The sequence below is a fragment of the Acinetobacter sp. WU_MDCI_Abxd143 genome (genome assembly GCF_025514195.1).
In the GTDB taxonomy this organism is placed as follows: domain Bacteria; phylum Pseudomonadota; class Gammaproteobacteria; order Pseudomonadales; family Moraxellaceae; genus Acinetobacter; species Acinetobacter pittii_H.
The window spans coordinates 147,687-164,205 of record NZ_JAHPTH010000003.1 but is presented as its reverse complement, the minus strand read 5'-3'; the positions used below and the strand labels follow the sequence as shown (position 1 = coordinate 164,205).

Here is a 16,519-nt window from a genome sequence, read left to right as displayed (position 1 = left end):
CCTAAAGCATTGCTATAAAGGCGTCATGGCCTTTTAAACTATAGCCTTGGACCTTAAACAAACGATATTAAGAGGATGTTTTATTCATGAATAAATCAGAATTAATCGATGCAATTGCTGAAAAAGGGGGAGTATCTAAGACTGATGCAGGCAAGGCACTCGATGCGACAATTGCGTCAATTACTGAAGCACTTAAAAAAGGTGACACAGTAACTTTAGTTGGTTTTGGTACTTTCAGTGTTAAAGAACGTGCTGCACGTACTGGTCGTAACCCTAAAACTGGTGAAGAGCTTCAAATTAAAGCAACAAAAGTACCAAGCTTCAAAGCTGGTAAAGGTCTTAAAGATTCAGTAGCTTAATCTTTTAAGATGAATAAACGCGCCAATATAGGCGCGTTTTTTATTAAAAATCTGAATTGACCAATATTGCTCATTCATTGATTGTGGTTTTTCAGTTAAAATTCTCCTCGAAATAAAATATTGGAATACTTATGGAATCGTTTCGTACAGTCATTAAGGGTTGGCTCGGCAAAGTCCTTCTAATTTTGTTTTTGACCCCTTTAGCACTTGTAGGTATTGAAGGATATTTTAATAGGGGAAACAAGGCTGATGTTGCAAAGACAGTAAACGGCCAAGAAATATCTAAAAAAGACCTTGAAACTTTAACTCAGTCTTACAAACAACAATATTTAGCTGCTGTTAAAGGTGATGAGAGTTTACTTAATTTGCCTGTCATTCAGGCTAAGGCACTTGATATTTTAGTGTCGCGTAATTTGTTAATTCAACAAGCGGAAAAATTAGGTATTTCTTTGAGTGATACTCAAATTGAGCAAATGTTAGCTCAACAGCCTAGTTTGCAAGAGAATGGTCAATTCTCACAAAAACTCTATGAAAATTATTTACGTTCTATCGGCATGACAAGCCAAGGTTTAATTTCAAGCCTACGTCAAGATCATGCTTTAAAAATGTTAACTTCTACATTTGCTGATTACTCTCTAGTAAGTAAAGTTGATCTTATGCAAATTGCGAATTTGCAAACTGAACAACGTACTTTACATTTAGCTAGTATTAAATTAGATAGCTATAAAACAGGCTTAACTGCATCTAATCAAGAAGCTACAGATTATTACAACAAGCATCAAAATGAATTTAAGCAACAAGCTTCGGTTGATGTGGATTATGTGGTGTTATCTCCTTCAATGGTGGCTAAACCAGCTCCTGCAACAGAAGCTGAACTTCAGCAAGCCTATGCAAAGTTTGTTGAAACTCAGAAAAAAGATGCTAAACGAACTGTAAAGCATATTTTAATTACTACTGATGCTCGTGATGATGCAGCCGCTCAAAAGCTTGCAAAAGAAGTTTATGGGAAAATTCAAGGTGGTCTTTCATTTGCACAAGCTGCATCGCAGTTCTCTGAAGATCCTAGTTCAAAAGCAAAAGGCGGTTTAGTTGAAGCATATGCACCAGGTGTTTTCTCGGATGCATTTGATAAAACTGTTTTAAGTTTGAAAAATGGACAAGTTTCACAGCCAGTAAAAACACAATATGGTTATCATATTATTGAAGCAGAAACTCAAGCTAACCAAATCCCTTCATTTGAAGCTGAGAAGGCTCGTTTAACTGCTGAGGTTGAAAAGAATAAAGTTGCGACCGTTTATTCAGATACCGTAAATAGTTTGAATGAAACGATTGTTGGCAATGATTCTTTAGAAGCTGTTGTTCAAGAAGTAAAAGGTACAAAAGTTGAATCATTAAATGGTGTAACTTTAGCTACTCAAAATCCATATTTAAGCGATCCAAGTGTCAAAATTAAATTATTTAATGATGATGTGAAGAATGGAGACCGTAATACTTCCTCTAATATTCAGTTAGCGAATGGTGATACGGTATGGGTTAAAGTACGTGATTACCACGCAGCTGGTGTAAAACCATTAGCGCAAGCGATGAATGAAGCAAAAGCAAAAGTTATCGATGAAAAAGCGCGTAAGGCTGCTCAAGCAAAAATTGCTACTATGTTGACTGAGTTTAAAACTCAACCTGCAGACCAAGTGGTTGCTAAAAACAAAGTCGCATTTGAGTCAGCTGGTGTGTTTACTCGATCACAAGGTTTAAAACGCGAAATTGAACGTGCTGCATTTAGCTTAGCTACACCTAAATCAGGTATGTGGTCTGTTACAACAGCAAACTTACCAAATGAGCTTGTAGTAGTTGCAGTTTCAAATGTAAATTCATCAGCTGTAAATGCCATTCCTGCCGATCAGTTACAACAGTTAAAACAACTTTATCGCCAATCACGTGGTCAACAAATATTGGAAGATTACAGCCAATATTTAAAATCACATGCAAAAATTAAATAATAATTTGATCAAATAAAAAAAGCGCTTCGGCGCTTTTTTATTTTCTATTAATCGAGATGATGCTCGATATATTGCTGTCGATATTGTTTAGGTGATAAATCAAAAATTCTTTTAAAGGCCTGACTAAAAGCAGTCTCGGATGAATAGCCGACTTTGTTTGATATTTGCTGAATTGAAAAATTACTTGTGCGTAAGTACTGACTTGCTAAACGAAAACGGTAATGTTGCAAATAAGTTAGAGGTGGTTCCCCAATAATACTATTAAATAGATTTGCAAATTTGGAGCGTGACATGCAGCATTGTTCTGCTAAAGACTCAACTGTCCAAGCAACTTCTGGTTGGCTGTGAATAGCAGATAGGGCATTACTCAATTCAGGGTGGGTTAATGCACTTAGCCAGTTTTGTTGATCTGTCATTTGTTGAACATGATCACGAATGCATTCAATGAGAAGAATACTGACTAAATGATCAATAATTTTGTCATGTCCCGGCCTGATTTTTTGAGTTTCAATTGCTAAAAAATAAAGCCCAATTTGTAGCCATTCGGGTGGGTTGGTTTGATTTTCATGTTGAATATGCATGATAGAAGGCAATGCATTAATCAAAGGACCTGCCATATGAGTATCGATCTGACAGCGTAAACATAGTAATAATGTTTTATGTGGGGAAGAAGTACCAAACTCGATCGCGTCTTGTCTATGGCCGTTAAAAAGCGAAGTAATATCTAGAGAATCTACCAATTTACTGGCTGTTGATTTTGAATCAGTGGCACTATGTGCTTTTCCTGAGGGAATTAAAATAATATCACCAGCTGTGGCAATTATTTTTTCTGAAGCATTAAGTTGAATATATACTGAACCAGTTAAAACAATATAAGCAAGTAAAGCTGATTGATCTTGTGTTTTAAAAGCCCATTCTCCTTGTGCTTTTAAATAGATGTATTCAGACTTATTAAGGTGAATATCATCAAAAAATTTACTTAGTGCATCCATCTTTAAATGATCAATCATTATTTTAATAAAATTATAGTGAGCTATAAGAATAGATCAACATGTGTTTTTAGGACAAAAAAGTGGAAGAAAATGCCAAAGACTTTAACGTAGGTTTTTTGGACGGTTACTACTGTTAAGTAAACACTATTTCTTTAACTATATAGATATATAGAAAAAGGAAATATGACTATGAATGCACCAGTGAATGTTCAGCAAGAACTTATGCCAGTGCCAGCGTCTATGCGTGAGATAGATCGTAAGCGCTATTTATGGATGATTAGTCCAGCTCTACCTGTAATTGGTTTAGGTATTTTAGCTGGTTACCATTTTGGTCCACGCCCCTTAAAAAAAGTTTTCGCTTTAGGTGGTCCACTTTTATTACATGTTGTGATCCCTGCAATTGATACTGTTATTGGGAAGGATGCGCGTAATCCGACTGATGAAGAAATTAAGCTTTTAGAAAAAGATCCATATTATTCACGTCTTGTGAAAAGTTTTATTCCTTTGCAGTATGCTGCAAATATTTATGCATGTTATTTAACAAGCCGTAAGACCACGTCATTCATTGATAAAATTTTACTTGGTGTTTCGATGGGTGCGATTAATGGTATTGCGATTAATACAGCCCATGAATTAAGCCACAAGCATGATCGTATTGATCATATTTTATCTCACCTTGCTTTGGTTCCTACAGGTTATAACCATTTCCGTATCGAACATCCTTATGGTCATCATAAACGTGCAGCAACTCCTGAAGATCCTGCTTCTTCACGTATGGGCGAAACATTTTATGAGTTCTGGCCACGTACAGTTGTAGGTTCTTTTAAATCTGCAATTGAAATCGAGAAAAATCGTTTAAAACGTAAAGGAAAAGAGTTCTGGTCAGCAGATAATGAATTATTACAGGGCTGGGGAATGAGCGCTGCTTTCCATGCTTCTATGGTGGAAATTTTTGGTAAAAGCACAATTCCATATTTAGCGACACAAGCATTTTACGGCATTAGTCTTTTTGAAATTATTAACTATATTGAACATTATGGCTTACTACGTCAGAAAAAAGAAAATGGTCAATATGAACGTACAATGCCAGAGCATAGCTGGAACAACAATAACGTAGTAACAAATTTATTCTTGTACCAATTGCAGCGTCACTCAGATCATCATGCTTATCCGACTCGTCCATTCCAAGCATTACGTCATTTTGATGAGGCGCCAGAATTACCAAGTGGTTATGCAAGTATGTTATTACCTGCGTTAATTCCTTCGTTATGGTTCAAAATAATGGATAAGCGAGTTTTTGATCACTATAAAGGTGATTTAAACAAAGCAAATATTTCTTCAAAACGTCGCGCAAAAATCTTCAAAAAATTTGGTGCAGTAGATAAATCATTAGAAGCATAAAAATTGAATAAATAATATATATTCCTGAAATACCAAACCCTCTAATCATGCGATTAGAGGGTTTTATTTTTTAGATAAATCTTAGCGTTATGACGCAAGAGAACTTAGATTCTCTTATGTCTTTCTTATTTTAATTCACTAGAAGATTTACCAAGTTCACGACGTGCAATAATTAATTGTTGTATTTGCTGAGTACCTTCAAAAATATCAAGAATTTTTGAATCACGCGCCCATTTCTCAAGCAACTCCTCTTCGTTATAGCCAACACTTGATGCTAATTCGACACATTTTAAAGTGATTTCGTTACCAACACGACCTGCTTTTGCTTTTGCAATAGAAGCTTCTTTAGAGTTTGGCTTTTTGTTATCTGCCATCCATGTTGCTTTTAACATGAGCAGACGAGCAGCTTCCCATTCAGCTTCCATGCGGTAGATTTGTGCTGCAAGGTTAGAAGCGTGCAGATAGGGAGTCGAGTAGTTAGGATCAAGCTGATCTTTAAAAATTTCTTTAATACGCTCTAGTGATGCTTTCGCACAACCGATTGCCATTGCTGCAACTAACGGGCGAGTATTGTCAAAAGTTTCCATTACTCCAGCAAAGCCTTTCGCAACATCGACTTCGGCATTACCTAAAAGATTTTCGGCTGGTACCCGGCAGTCAATAAAACTAATCACGGCTGTATCTGAAGCTTTAATTCCCAATTTATGTTCGAGGCGTTCGACCTTCATGCCAGGCGTACCTTTGGGTACGACAAATGATTTTATTGCTGCACGGCCAAGTTTGCGATCAAGTGTAGCCCAAACCACGACAGAGTCTGCTCGTTCACCTGAGGTCACAAAAATCTTTTCACCATTTAGAATATAGTCATTGCCATCTTTGGTTGCCGTGGTACGGATAGCGGCAGAGTCGGAGCCACAACCCGGTTCGGTGATGGCCATTGCTGCCCATGTTCCTTTGAACCGTTCTAATTGCTCATCATTTGCGACAGCAGCAATTGCCGAGTTTCCAAGACCCTGACGAGGCATACTCAGTAATAAGCCTGTATCGCCATAACACATCTCAATAATTCCAAGAGCGGTCGACATGTTGGTTCCGTTACGAACACTTTCATTGTCTGTATCACCACGTTTTCCAGCACCCGCAGCTCCAGCATTAATTCCTTCACCACCTTCATTCATGCCATCGATGAGAGAGGCGAGCATATCAAGTTCTTTTGGATATACATGTTCAGCTTTATCATATTTACGAGAAATAGGGCGTAAAACATTGATCGCAACATCACGTGCTTGATCAATCATCATTTTGAATTTTTTAGGATTTTGTAAATTCATTAAAGTATCCTCTGATTGATCATTTAAGCATGTAAGCCAGATTGTAAAATTGCAGTAGCCCGTAAATCGCGGTACCAACGTTCAACTGGATGTTCTTTTGTGAAACCATGTCCACCAAGAATTTGCACTCCATCTGTACCGATTTTCATGGACTTTTCAGCACAAAGGAGATGGGCTAAGTAAGCTTCGCGGTGAAATGGTTTGCCTGACTCTGCAAGGCTTGCAGCATTTAAAATCAACATACGCATTGCATCAATTTCAATAGCCATATCTGCAATCATGAAAGCGACACTTTGGCGATGAGAAATTGGCTCGCCGAATGCAGTACGTTCATTGGCATATTTAATACAGTAAGCTTTTACAGCTTCACATGTACCTACAGCCATTGCACACCACATTAAGTTGCCTAAATCTAAAAAGGCGGTGTAATCAAAATCTGTTGTACCTAATCGTATAGCAGGTGTATGGCTGAATTTTAAAGTAGCTGTCTCTGTTGCTTTGAGACCCATAGCAGGGGTACTTTTAATGGAAATGGTATCGCCCGCTTGTACTACAAATACATCCGGCTTGCCATTAAAGTCTGCACTCACCAAGAACACATCAGCCAAATCACCTAAAATGACTAAGGTTTTTTCACCATTTATAAAATATTGATCATTTTCAAGTGATGCTTTTGTTTTTAAAGCATAAGGATTAAATGCTGGAGTTGCTTCTTGAACAGCAAAAGTTGCGGTAATGTCTGAGTCTTCTGCAAAACATGGTAAGTACATCGACTGAACTTCGGTAGAACCCCAACGTGTAATTGCATTAATAACACTAAAGGTACTGAGTAATCCTGCTGTAAGGCTAAAATCACCTTCAGCTAATTTTTCAGCTATTAATAGATTACTAACAATATTTTGTTCAGTTGCTACACCACCTAATGCTTCTGGAAGTGCATAGTAATTGAGTCCTAAATCTTCCACATATTGCCAAAGACTTTCAGGAAACTGAGCTGTCTGATCAGCATCATGAGCCAATCCCAATAAGACTTCTTGAGCAAATTGAGACATTGCTTCAGAAGTCATTTGTTGTTCTTCGGTTAGACTTAAATCAAATAGATTTTTTTGTTGACGAGGCAAACGTTGTTGAGAGATTTGCTTGGGTTTAAATGCTTTTTGAGTCTGCGTTAATGCTCTAAAGCCAGCTTTTGAACCTTGATAAAGAGATTTTTCAACAAATTTACGCAATTTGAGTTGATCAAGTACATCGCTTCCAGCCAATCTGGTGATCAGCGATAAACCCAAACCCTGAGCTTTATTGATCATACTTGTCATGATTATGGTGTCCTAACACATTGTTATTGTTTTATGCTGACACGCCTCATAATAAAAAACTATGTCGTTACTGACATTCGAAAAATGAGTAGATAAAAGGTAAATAAAAATTAATTAATTTATAAGATACTGATTTTATTTGTTTAAATTAATTTTAAAATTTGATGAGGTGAGAGGTATTGACTAGAATGACATGGAATCATTCTAGTCTTTCAGTAAATCAGGCATAATTACGGATCATACGTCGTACATTGGTTTTTGCGTCAATCACTGTCATAAATGTATAGGCTCCAATAAATTTACGGCTAATAAACATAAACTCTTTTGGCGGAACCGAAAAATAACGTGATGCCATTGATTTACTCGCCTGCTGCATAACACGACTATGGAGCTGACTTTTCTTCCAGTCATAACGTTCGTGTTCATCCATAAGGCCAGCAGGCATATTTGGGTTATTTGCAGGAGTGCTGAATGCTTCTGTTGCAAGTAAAAAGACATCAGCCATACCCGGTTTAATACTCTCAGGCATTGCATCAAAGAACTCGTAACCAGTCATGGCTTTCACCATTGCATCTTTATTATGCTGATAACCTGCTTGAATGAGTTGACGGGCAACTGTTAGCAAGTGTTCATCAAACTGGCGAATAGCACCAAAATCTAATAATACAATTTTGTCTTGAATGTCTTGGCCATTACCTAAACGAACAAGGTAATTACCAAAGTTAGGGTCAGTTTGCATTTCACCCCATTCAAAAATTTCACGAACCGCAATCTCTAATGACGCTTCCCCGAGTTGATTACGACGTTCCTGAGGTAATGACAACATCACAGGACTATTAATTGGCACACCACGTTCAAAAGTCATGCAGAGCACTTGATTAGTGCAATATTCATCTACAATTGTTGGAACAATATATCGCTCATCATCTTTTAAACGTTCACCAAAGCGACGGGTAGTAGCAGCTTCAACACCATAGTCAACTTCGCGATGCATCATTTCACGCACTTCATCAAACCACTGATCAAATTCACGGGTTTGTGGAACCATACGCGTCAGTTTAAGCATGTTTTTAAACAAGCTCATATCGGAGTCAATTGCATTTGCAACGCCAGGATATTGAATCTTTAAAACCAACTCTAAGCCATCTGATTTACGCGTTGCACGGTGTACTTGTGCGAGAGAGGCAGTACCGATTGGCTCATGATCAATGGTTAAATCATTTAATTTAGCGCCCAGTTGCTCTTGAAGATGTGGCTTAATTGCAGGCCAATCTAATGCAACTGTCTGGTTATTTAAGGTATTTAACGCTTGTGTAATTTCTTCAGGTAAAAAATGTTCACCATAAAGGGCCATCATTTGGCCAATTTTAACAATAGAACCCTTAAGTTTACCTATTTCAGAAACCAGATAATTAGCTTGTTCGCTCATCGCTTTTTTGCGTTTCTTTTCTTTTTCCTCCTCATTAGAAAATATAGAAGAGGCACTTGCAGTTGCCCAACGTGTTCCTGCAAGTAAAGAAGCTTTCGCGATTGATAAGCGTCGATCCATGGAAGAAGTTTTTAAACTCTTAAGCTTATCTTTCTGATTTGACATGAAAATAGAATCCTATGCGCATCATGCAGCCAAACGCTGGTGATCTAAAATTGTAACGAATATTACATGTTTTGAGCGTATTAAAATAGTTCTCTCAGACTGAATGATCAGTCGAAATGGCTATCTTTATTTCAATAATTTTAAAATAGCCTAAGCAATTTTAAAATTGAAGAAACTTACAGCGTTCAGATGAGTAAAAATAGGGTAAACGGATCTTTTATAACCACTTAGATTACATTTTAAATTGAATCTTAAATTCAGATTTTTGCATCAAGTGAAATCGATTAGTCTGAATATGCTGTAATAACATTTGTTTGACAGTATCATGCATAAAACCAAGTGCATGAGCTTTTACAATAATAATGCTAGGCAGGGTATAGAAAAAATACTTAACATCGTCAAGTGTTGCGTCATTAAAAACGCCTTGTTCAACTAACGTCTGCTGCAAAAACTGCTTTTCATTTAATACATAATCTGAAGATTCATCCCAAAAGCGGTGACGCATAGCCATCAGATTGTTGTGTTTATAACTCATAAAATTGTCAGCTCAGACTTCAACTCTAAATAAAATATATGGAGTCGAGCCCTGAATATCAAGTTGAGATTATTTTTTATTCAGTTGCTGTTTGATTTTTTATGTAATTCTTGTAAATAGCCTAAGTAAATTTAAAAATTTTTCTAAAAAAACTATAATCCAAATAACTTCATCTCTAACACTACTTATTATGACTCCTGCATGTAGACTGTTAAAAAGTAATAAAATTGAATTTTCAATTCATGAATATGAACATGATTCAAATGCTAAAAGTTTTGGATTAGAAGCCGCAGAAAAACTAAATTTAGATGTAAGGGAAGTATTCAAAACATTGATGGTTAGCGACGATAAGAATTATTTTGTTGCTGTATTGCCCGTTAATCACCAATTAAATTTAAAAAAAGTCGCTACAGCGTTTGGCTGTAAAAAATTGCAAATGGCGAACCCTAAAGATGCTGAACGTTTAACGGGATATTTAGTCGGAGGGATTAGTCCGTTAGGTCAAAAGAAGCGCTTAAAAACCGTTATTGATGCATCTGCACAAGAGTTCAGCAAAATCTATGTGAGTGGAGGGAAGCGGGGACTAGATATTGGCTTAAACCCTAAAGATCTAGCACAACTTTTAAATGCTCAATTTGTTGATGTACTTGATGAGTAAAATAAATCTTTTTCTTATCTCATTAAATTAACTAATTTTAAGATAGGTAGTATTAAACCAAGTTATTTTTAATAAAAATAATTCTCATTATTATTTATATTTAGTATTATTCCGAGCCTTATAACTATCTAATAACTTTTGGGTTTGGAGAAAGGGAAAATGCATCAATACAAAAAGGTTAGGGTTAACTCAAATCATCTGATGTGTGCTGAATCAAGGTATTTTAAATTAACACCTTGCTGTCTTGCTCTAGCAGCAATATTTGCACAGCAGGTTTATGCAAATACAAATATTGAAAAGGTAGCTCTTAATAATCAACCGACACAAAAGCCTGTAGCTCAATTGCAAAAAATTATAGTCACGGCGACAAGGACGCCAAAAAATATTGCTGAAATTGCAGGCACAGTTCAAACGATTGAAAAGCGGCAAATTGAACAACAGGCAACTGCTGGACGAAAAATTGCCGATATTCTGGCTCAGTTGGTTCCATCACTCGGGGTGAGTAGCGGAACGACTACCAACTATGGGCAAACAATGCGTGGTCGTGATGTCATGATTATGATTGACGGCGTATCACAAAATGGATCACGCGATGTTGCTCGGCAGCTAAATAGTATTAGTCCAGGCATGATTGAACGTATTGAAGTTCTTTCAGGAGCTACAAGTATTTATGGATCAGGTTCTACCGGCGGGATTATTAATATTATTACGAAACGTGCTGATTCGACTAAACCAGTAAGTTTTGAAACTAAACTTGGTATTACATCTTCCGATACATTTCGGAGTGATAGTCTAGCTTACGAAATTGGCCAATCTATTTCATTTAATAAAGATAATATAAATGGTTTCTTGGGAGCTAATTTCACTAGTCGCGGATCTCAGTTCGATAGCCATGGTGATCGTATTGCTATAGCACCTATGCAAGGTAGCCGTCCTGATACTGATACAATTGATATTAACAGTCGTCTAAATATAGATTTAACTGATAACCAATCAATAAGTTTGGGTGCACAGTACTATAAAGATGAACAAGATACGAATTATGGTCCTGATTATGGGAAAAATTATATTTATGGAGGAGCACCTAACTCATATATTGGGAAAAAGGGTTTAGAAATATCTAATCAGCCTTTTACAGAGCGCTATGCATTCAACACTCAATACCAAAATAAAGATATTTTAGGTCAGGTCTTAAATTTAGAAGGATATTACCGTAAAGAAGATGCTCGTTTCTTTCCAGTCTTTTTAGGAGGGGAAGGTACAGAAGCAAAACAATCTCAATCTGAAATCGAAGTGGCTGGTCTGCGTTCAACACTACAAAGTGATTTGAATATTATGAATCATGATCTTAATCTAACTTATGGTTTAGATTATGAACATGAAAAAGATCATCAACACTACGAGCATTTCACAGCATTTAATACAGGTTTGACCTATAAACCTACAGGTAAAACTTCCGATGCCGGTCCAAATACAACAATTCAAAGTGCTGGCGTTTTTATACAAGGTGATTACGCTTTAACAGACCGTATGAATGTCCAGGCTGGTACTCGTTATCAATATATTAAAGCCGAAACAGAACAATATTCGACTAAAAATGGAATACAGCCAAGCGGATCGGTAAATGACGATGCTGTTTTATTCAATTTGGGAGCGATATATAAATTAACAGATGAGCAGCAAATATTTGCTAATTTCTCTCAAGGTTTTAGTTTTCCAGATGTACAACGGATGATGCGTGATGCATTTAATATTTCAACAGCTAATATCCAACCTATTAGTGTAAACAGCTATGAACTGGGCTGGCGTTTACAAGGGGAGCAGAGCCTAAATCTAGGTATAACAGGTTTCTATAATACCTCAGACAAAGTGGTTCAATTCTACAAGAACAGTAATAAAGAAACTGTTGCTGAAGTTATGGACAAAGACCAGCGTGTATATGGTGCTGAATTAACGGCGACCTATCCATTTATGGAAGAGTTTAAAGTTGGGGGGACGCTTGGTTATACGCGAGGTCAATATAAAGATACGGATGGTAAATGGAAAGAGTTAAATGCTTTTCAGGTTTCACCAATAAAAGGTACTGTTTTTGCTGAATGGAACAGTGATGAGGGATATGGCGCTCGTGTGCAAATGCTTGCTGTAAAAGGTACAAATGAAGCAGTAAAAGATGGCTCACTTTCAGCTGTAAAAATTAAAGGCTATAGCACGATGGATGTTTTGGCTCATTTTCCAGCTTGGAAAGGACGTATAGATTTTGGTGTATATAATGTTTGGAATAGAGACTATCGAACTGTCTATAGTCAACAAGCAGAAAAAGTATATGGTCTTGTAGAAAGTATACCAGCTGAAGGACGTACTTACGGCCTCAGTTATACATTTAATTATTAATATGAGGCAATAGAGGGAATATCTATAAATTATAGGTATTCCTTAATAAATATAAAAAAAAAGCAAAATAAACTTGCACTAATAAATGAAAATGATTATCATTATCCTTGTTGAGGAGTTAAGGAGGGTTCAAAAAAATTAATTATAGTGCGTACCACTCTAACGTTAAGTTTTTAGTCGATTTAAAGTTATACCAGCGACTCCAATAACAATAACGCTGAAAGATGAGTTGATTTCTGGTATGTGAGCGCCTGCGAGATATTATAAAAACAGGCAGGTTCAATTAGCGGTAAATGGAACTAATAAAAATAAACATTATCAGCGCAACAAAAAGAACTAATCAAAAGCAGCAGGCGAGGATGGCTTGCTGCTTTTGTATCTAAACTCAATTTCATAATTATTTATCTATTTCAACTCTTTTCGTCTTTTAACTCTACTGAGTAACAGACGGATTATATTTTTGATTAAAAAATAACCACTAATGTTTCATTTATTAACATCCTGCCTTTTTAGGCATTTTTTTGTATACCCTGAATAAAACATGATCAAAAAAGAGGTAAAAACGTGCTTATTTTTCATGGAAAACCTGTTCATGGAGCTATCTTCGATATGGATGGGACAATGTTTGACACTGAGCGATTACGGTTTCAAACATTGCAACAGGCATCTCAAGAACTCATTGGGCAGGAGTTTTCTCACGAATATTTAATGCAATGTTTAGGTTTAAGTGCAACTACTGCTGAGCAATTAGCTCAACGGTTATATGGGGTAAATGTTCCCTATAAAGAAATTAGAAAAAAAGCTGATGAGATGGAGCTCGAATATATTCGAAAACATGGTGTACCGATTAAAAAAGGTTTGGTTCAAGTTTTAGAGCGTTTACGAAAATCGGGTTTAAGAATGGCTGTTGCCACGTCAAGCCGTAGAGCAATTGCTGAAGAATATTTAATTAATGCGAATGTTTATAAATTTTTTGATGTGATTACCTGTGGGGATGAAGTAGAACAAGGAAAGCCACACCCAGAAATCTTTTTAAAAGCTGCTAGTCAACTTCACTTGGATGCTAACCAGTGTCTTATGTTTGAAGATTCTGAAAATGGTTTAACTTCAGCTCACACTTCAAAAGGTTTAACGATTTTATTAAAAGATATTAAAGAACCAAATGATGAAATGCTGGACAAAGCGCTTTTTTATTATGATCAGATGTATGACTTTTTAACAGATCTCGATCAATTTATCCCTGTTATGGATATGCCAGAGATACAAGAACCTTTTCCACAAAGCCTAAATCAACTGACAGTGGGGATACATGGTTTCGGTGCTATTGGCGGTGGTTATATAGCACAGATCTTGTCACATTGGGATGGCTACACAAAACCAAAACGTATTATTGCTTCTACAAGAAATAGTCTTTTCCGCGAAGCAGTGAATGCATTTGGAACTTATAGTATTCGCTATGGGCAATTTTCTTATGATGAACGTATTGAGAATATGAGTATTGTTGATTCTGAAAATGAACAACAAATGTTGGAGATGTATACCCATTCAAGTTTGATCGCACTTTGTTTACCCGAACAGGCCATCGAAGTTGAAGCAAAAATAATTGCAAAAGGGCTATATGCACGTTTTAACTCACCACTTGAAGCATGTATTGAACCACTAACTTTTCTAATTATTTTAAATAAAGTCGGTGCGAAATATTTGGTTATGAAGCATCTTAGAGAAGCTCTACTAGAGTTAACCAATGATGAAGACGTAACTGAGCATATTTTAAAAGAACATTACTTTTGCGACACCGTTGTAAACCGTATGGTTTCAAAGCTATCTAATCAAAATTTATATCGCCAACTTCGTATTAAGCATAATTTTCTTGAGCAGCATTTAGAAGATGTGGAGTATGAAGAGCAAGTCGAAATTGAAGATTGCAATAAACTGTCCCAAGATCAGCAAAATCAGGCATCTTTATATGTTGATAACATGCGCCGTAATTTCCAGCCAGGTCATATATTACAAAGTATGGATCTAATTCTGTTTCATAGCGAAACGGATATGCCAATTTATATTGAAAAAGGCAGCCCTCTACTCGAAAAGTTACGTCAAGTTGTCTTGGTTAATCAGATTACAGATATTCAATTAATCAAAAACCGTCTATGGAACGGGGTACATGCCATGCTTGCTTGGTATGCATCTTTGCTGGGTTATGATTCTATTGGCGTCGCAATGGGAGATCATTCAGTTAAAGCATTTGCAGAGAATTTAATTAGGGAAGTAAAGCAAGGGCTTGCAATTGTATTACCTAACTATGCAAAAGATTTGGATCGCATGGCACAAAGCTTTCTAGACTCATGTGAATATGCATTTAAAGACCCTTGTCAACGAGTGGCGAGAGATCCACTACGAAAATTAACTCATAATGAAAGAGTAATTGCATCAATTGAGGTGAATATAGGTCATAATTTGCCTTATAAAAACCTATTAAAAGGCGCTGCTTTAGGTTATGCCTATGCGATTCAATTTTTAGAAATTGAAGAAGCTGATGCAATTAAACATTTACAACAGCAAATTCAGAAATTGGAAATGAGTATTGCCCAAAAAAGACAACTTGAAGTTGAGTTAACGCAATTAGTTGAATATTTATTTTCTGAACAAGGTAAACAGCCTTTAAACATGAGTATTGTCAACTCAAAGAAAGCGCCTACTCAATATGCCTAAATTCTTTTAATTATGCTCTACAACTGAAAGGCAAACATGCTTTAATACAAAAATTGAATGATTTTGAATTAAAGCTGTGTTGCTAAAACCCTCGACGTTCATGATGCCAACATCTATACGGGATTATCCCGAATGGCATCTTGGACGGCAAAATTATGCATTGTGGTATTTAGAAATTAATGATCAAAAAATAGTTGATTATTTAGATGCCTTGCGCGCGCATTTTTCAGAATTCTTATTAGAACCTAATAGTCGTCAATATCATATCACGCTGTTTATATGTGGATTTTTAGACCACGAAACCAGAGTCTATAGTGATGACTTCAGTTTGAGTGAATTTGAGCAGCAAAGAGAAATCTTAAAAAAAGAAGATTTTGCTCCGTTTTATTTAAAAATTGGTTCAATCGATAGCTTTAGTAGTGCTCTATTTGTAGAAATAGGAGACACCGAAAATATCTTATTTCAGATACGCCAAAAGTTAGGTTTAGTTTCTAATGAAATTGCGGCTTTAGATTATTGCCCACACATCACCTTGGGATTGTATAAAAAAGACTATAGTAGTGATTTGATTTTACGAAAAATTTCTCAATTACCTGTACAATATAAACAGGCTGAATTTGACCTTAAAGTTGAGCATTTAACGTTTGGTTATTATCAAGCTCAAATTTTACAAGGTCAGTTATATCCGCATCAGCATTTGTTTTTAGGTGATCCATGTTGCAACTGATTTTGGGGGGAGCCCGTTCCGGGAAAAGCCGATTGGCTGAACAAACGGCAATAGATAGGCAATTAGCTGTCACTTATGTTGCAACGGCACAAGCGCTTGACCCAGAAATGCAAAGTCGAATTGAACACCATCAAAATCAGCGTCCTGCTCACTGGTCTTTGGTTGAAGAACCATTATATTTAGCAAATGCTCTACAAAAAATTGATCGCCCTAACCAAATTATTTTGGTGGATTGTTTAACGCTTTGGCTAACCAATTTGTTACTGTTAGATGATCAAAGTGTTCAACAACTCGAGTGTGAGCAACTATTAAAAGTTTTACCTACGCTTGAGTCAGAAATTATTTTAGTAAGTAATGAAACGGGTTTAGGCGTTGTGCCACTCGGTGAGATAAGTCGACAGTTTGTCGATGAAGCGGGCAGACTACATCAAGCTCTAGGGCAAATTGCAGATAAGGTTGTGTTTTGTGTAGCTGGTTTTCCAATGATTTTAAAAGGTGAGAAATAA

At 36.4% G+C, this 16,519-nt stretch carries 13 protein-coding genes; 8 read left to right on the top strand and 5 right to left on the bottom strand.

Translation table 11 applies throughout. From position 1 onward, the window contains the following. The first annotated feature begins 86 nt into the window (after positions 1 to 86). Entirely contained in the window at positions 87 to 359 is a 273-nt protein-coding gene (locus KTI79_RS08790) for an HU family DNA-binding protein (RefSeq protein ID WP_001043034.1), read from the top strand. A gap of 131 nt (positions 360 to 490) precedes the next feature. After that, entirely contained in the window at positions 491 to 2,356 is a 1,866-nt protein-coding gene (locus KTI79_RS08785) for a SurA N-terminal domain-containing protein (RefSeq protein WP_032055022.1), read from the top strand. A 47-nt stretch (positions 2,357 to 2,403) separates the two neighbouring features. Here KTI79_RS08785 and KTI79_RS08780 read toward each other — a convergent pair whose 3' ends face one another. Next, entirely contained in the window at positions 2,404 to 3,366 is a 963-nt protein-coding gene (locus KTI79_RS08780) for an AraC family transcriptional regulator (RefSeq protein WP_079284329.1), read from the bottom strand. 171 nt (positions 3,367 to 3,537) lie between these two features. On the opposite strand from KTI79_RS08780, the gene KTI79_RS08775 reads away from it, so the two are divergent. Beyond that, complete coding sequence (locus KTI79_RS08775; protein WP_086375786.1) at positions 3,538 to 4,749, top strand: alkane 1-monooxygenase; 1,212 nt, start codon at positions 3,538 to 3,540, stop codon at positions 4,747 to 4,749. Positions 4,750 to 4,874: 125 nt separating this feature from the next. Here the strand turns inward: KTI79_RS08775 and KTI79_RS08770 are convergent, their stop codons facing one another. The 4 genes from KTI79_RS08770 to KTI79_RS08755 all read right to left on the bottom strand — a co-directional run bounded on the left by KTI79_RS08770 (position 4,875) and on the right by KTI79_RS08755 (position 9,525). Continuing rightward, positions 4,875 to 6,080, bottom strand: coding sequence for an acyl-CoA dehydrogenase family protein (locus tag KTI79_RS08770; protein ID WP_032055020.1), 1,206 nt, complete (start codon positions 6,078 to 6,080; stop codon positions 4,875 to 4,877). Between the two features lie 23 nt (positions 6,081 to 6,103). Continuing rightward, complete coding sequence (locus KTI79_RS08765) at positions 6,104 to 7,387, bottom strand: acyl-CoA dehydrogenase family protein (RefSeq protein WP_086375798.1); 1,284 nt, start codon at positions 7,385 to 7,387, stop codon at positions 6,104 to 6,106. 229 nt (positions 7,388 to 7,616) lie between these two features. After that, positions 7,617 to 8,990, bottom strand: a complete 1,374-nt coding sequence (locus tag KTI79_RS08760) for an ABC1 kinase family protein (protein WP_086375787.1) — start codon at positions 8,988 to 8,990, stop codon at positions 7,617 to 7,619. A 232-nt stretch (positions 8,991 to 9,222) separates the two neighbouring features. Then, positions 9,223 to 9,525, bottom strand: a complete 303-nt coding sequence (locus KTI79_RS08755) for a hypothetical protein (protein WP_032055017.1) — start codon at positions 9,523 to 9,525, stop codon at positions 9,223 to 9,225. Positions 9,526 to 9,715: 190 nt separating this feature from the next. Here KTI79_RS08755 and ybaK point away from each other — a divergent pair, with 190 nt between their 5' ends. The 5 genes from ybaK (at position 9,716) to cobU (ending at position 16,519) form a co-directional block, all read left to right on the top strand. After that, positions 9,716 to 10,183 (top strand): Cys-tRNA(Pro) deacylase, encoded by a 468-nt coding sequence (gene ybaK / locus KTI79_RS08750; RefSeq protein WP_032055016.1) that lies wholly within the window; start codon positions 9,716 to 9,718, stop codon positions 10,181 to 10,183. Between the two features lie 159 nt (positions 10,184 to 10,342). After that, on the top strand, positions 10,343 to 12,574 hold the full coding sequence (locus KTI79_RS08745; protein ID WP_086375788.1) for a TonB-dependent receptor: 2,232 nt from the start codon (positions 10,343 to 10,345) through the stop codon (positions 12,572 to 12,574). Between the two features lie 564 nt (positions 12,575 to 13,138). Next, positions 13,139 to 15,286 (top strand): bifunctional mannitol-1-phosphate dehydrogenase/phosphatase, encoded by a 2,148-nt coding sequence (gene mtlD, locus KTI79_RS08740; protein ID WP_032055014.1) that lies wholly within the window; start codon positions 13,139 to 13,141, stop codon positions 15,284 to 15,286. A gap of 100 nt (positions 15,287 to 15,386) precedes the next feature. After that, on the top strand, positions 15,387 to 16,013 hold the full coding sequence (locus KTI79_RS08735; protein ID WP_032055013.1) for a 2'-5' RNA ligase family protein: 627 nt from the start codon (positions 15,387 to 15,389) through the stop codon (positions 16,011 to 16,013). Then, a complete protein-coding gene (cobU, locus tag KTI79_RS08730; RefSeq protein WP_032055012.1) occupies positions 16,001 to 16,519 on the top strand; it encodes a bifunctional adenosylcobinamide kinase/adenosylcobinamide-phosphate guanylyltransferase in 519 nt (172 codons plus the stop codon). The genes KTI79_RS08735 and cobU overlap by 13 nt, the downstream gene beginning before the upstream one ends.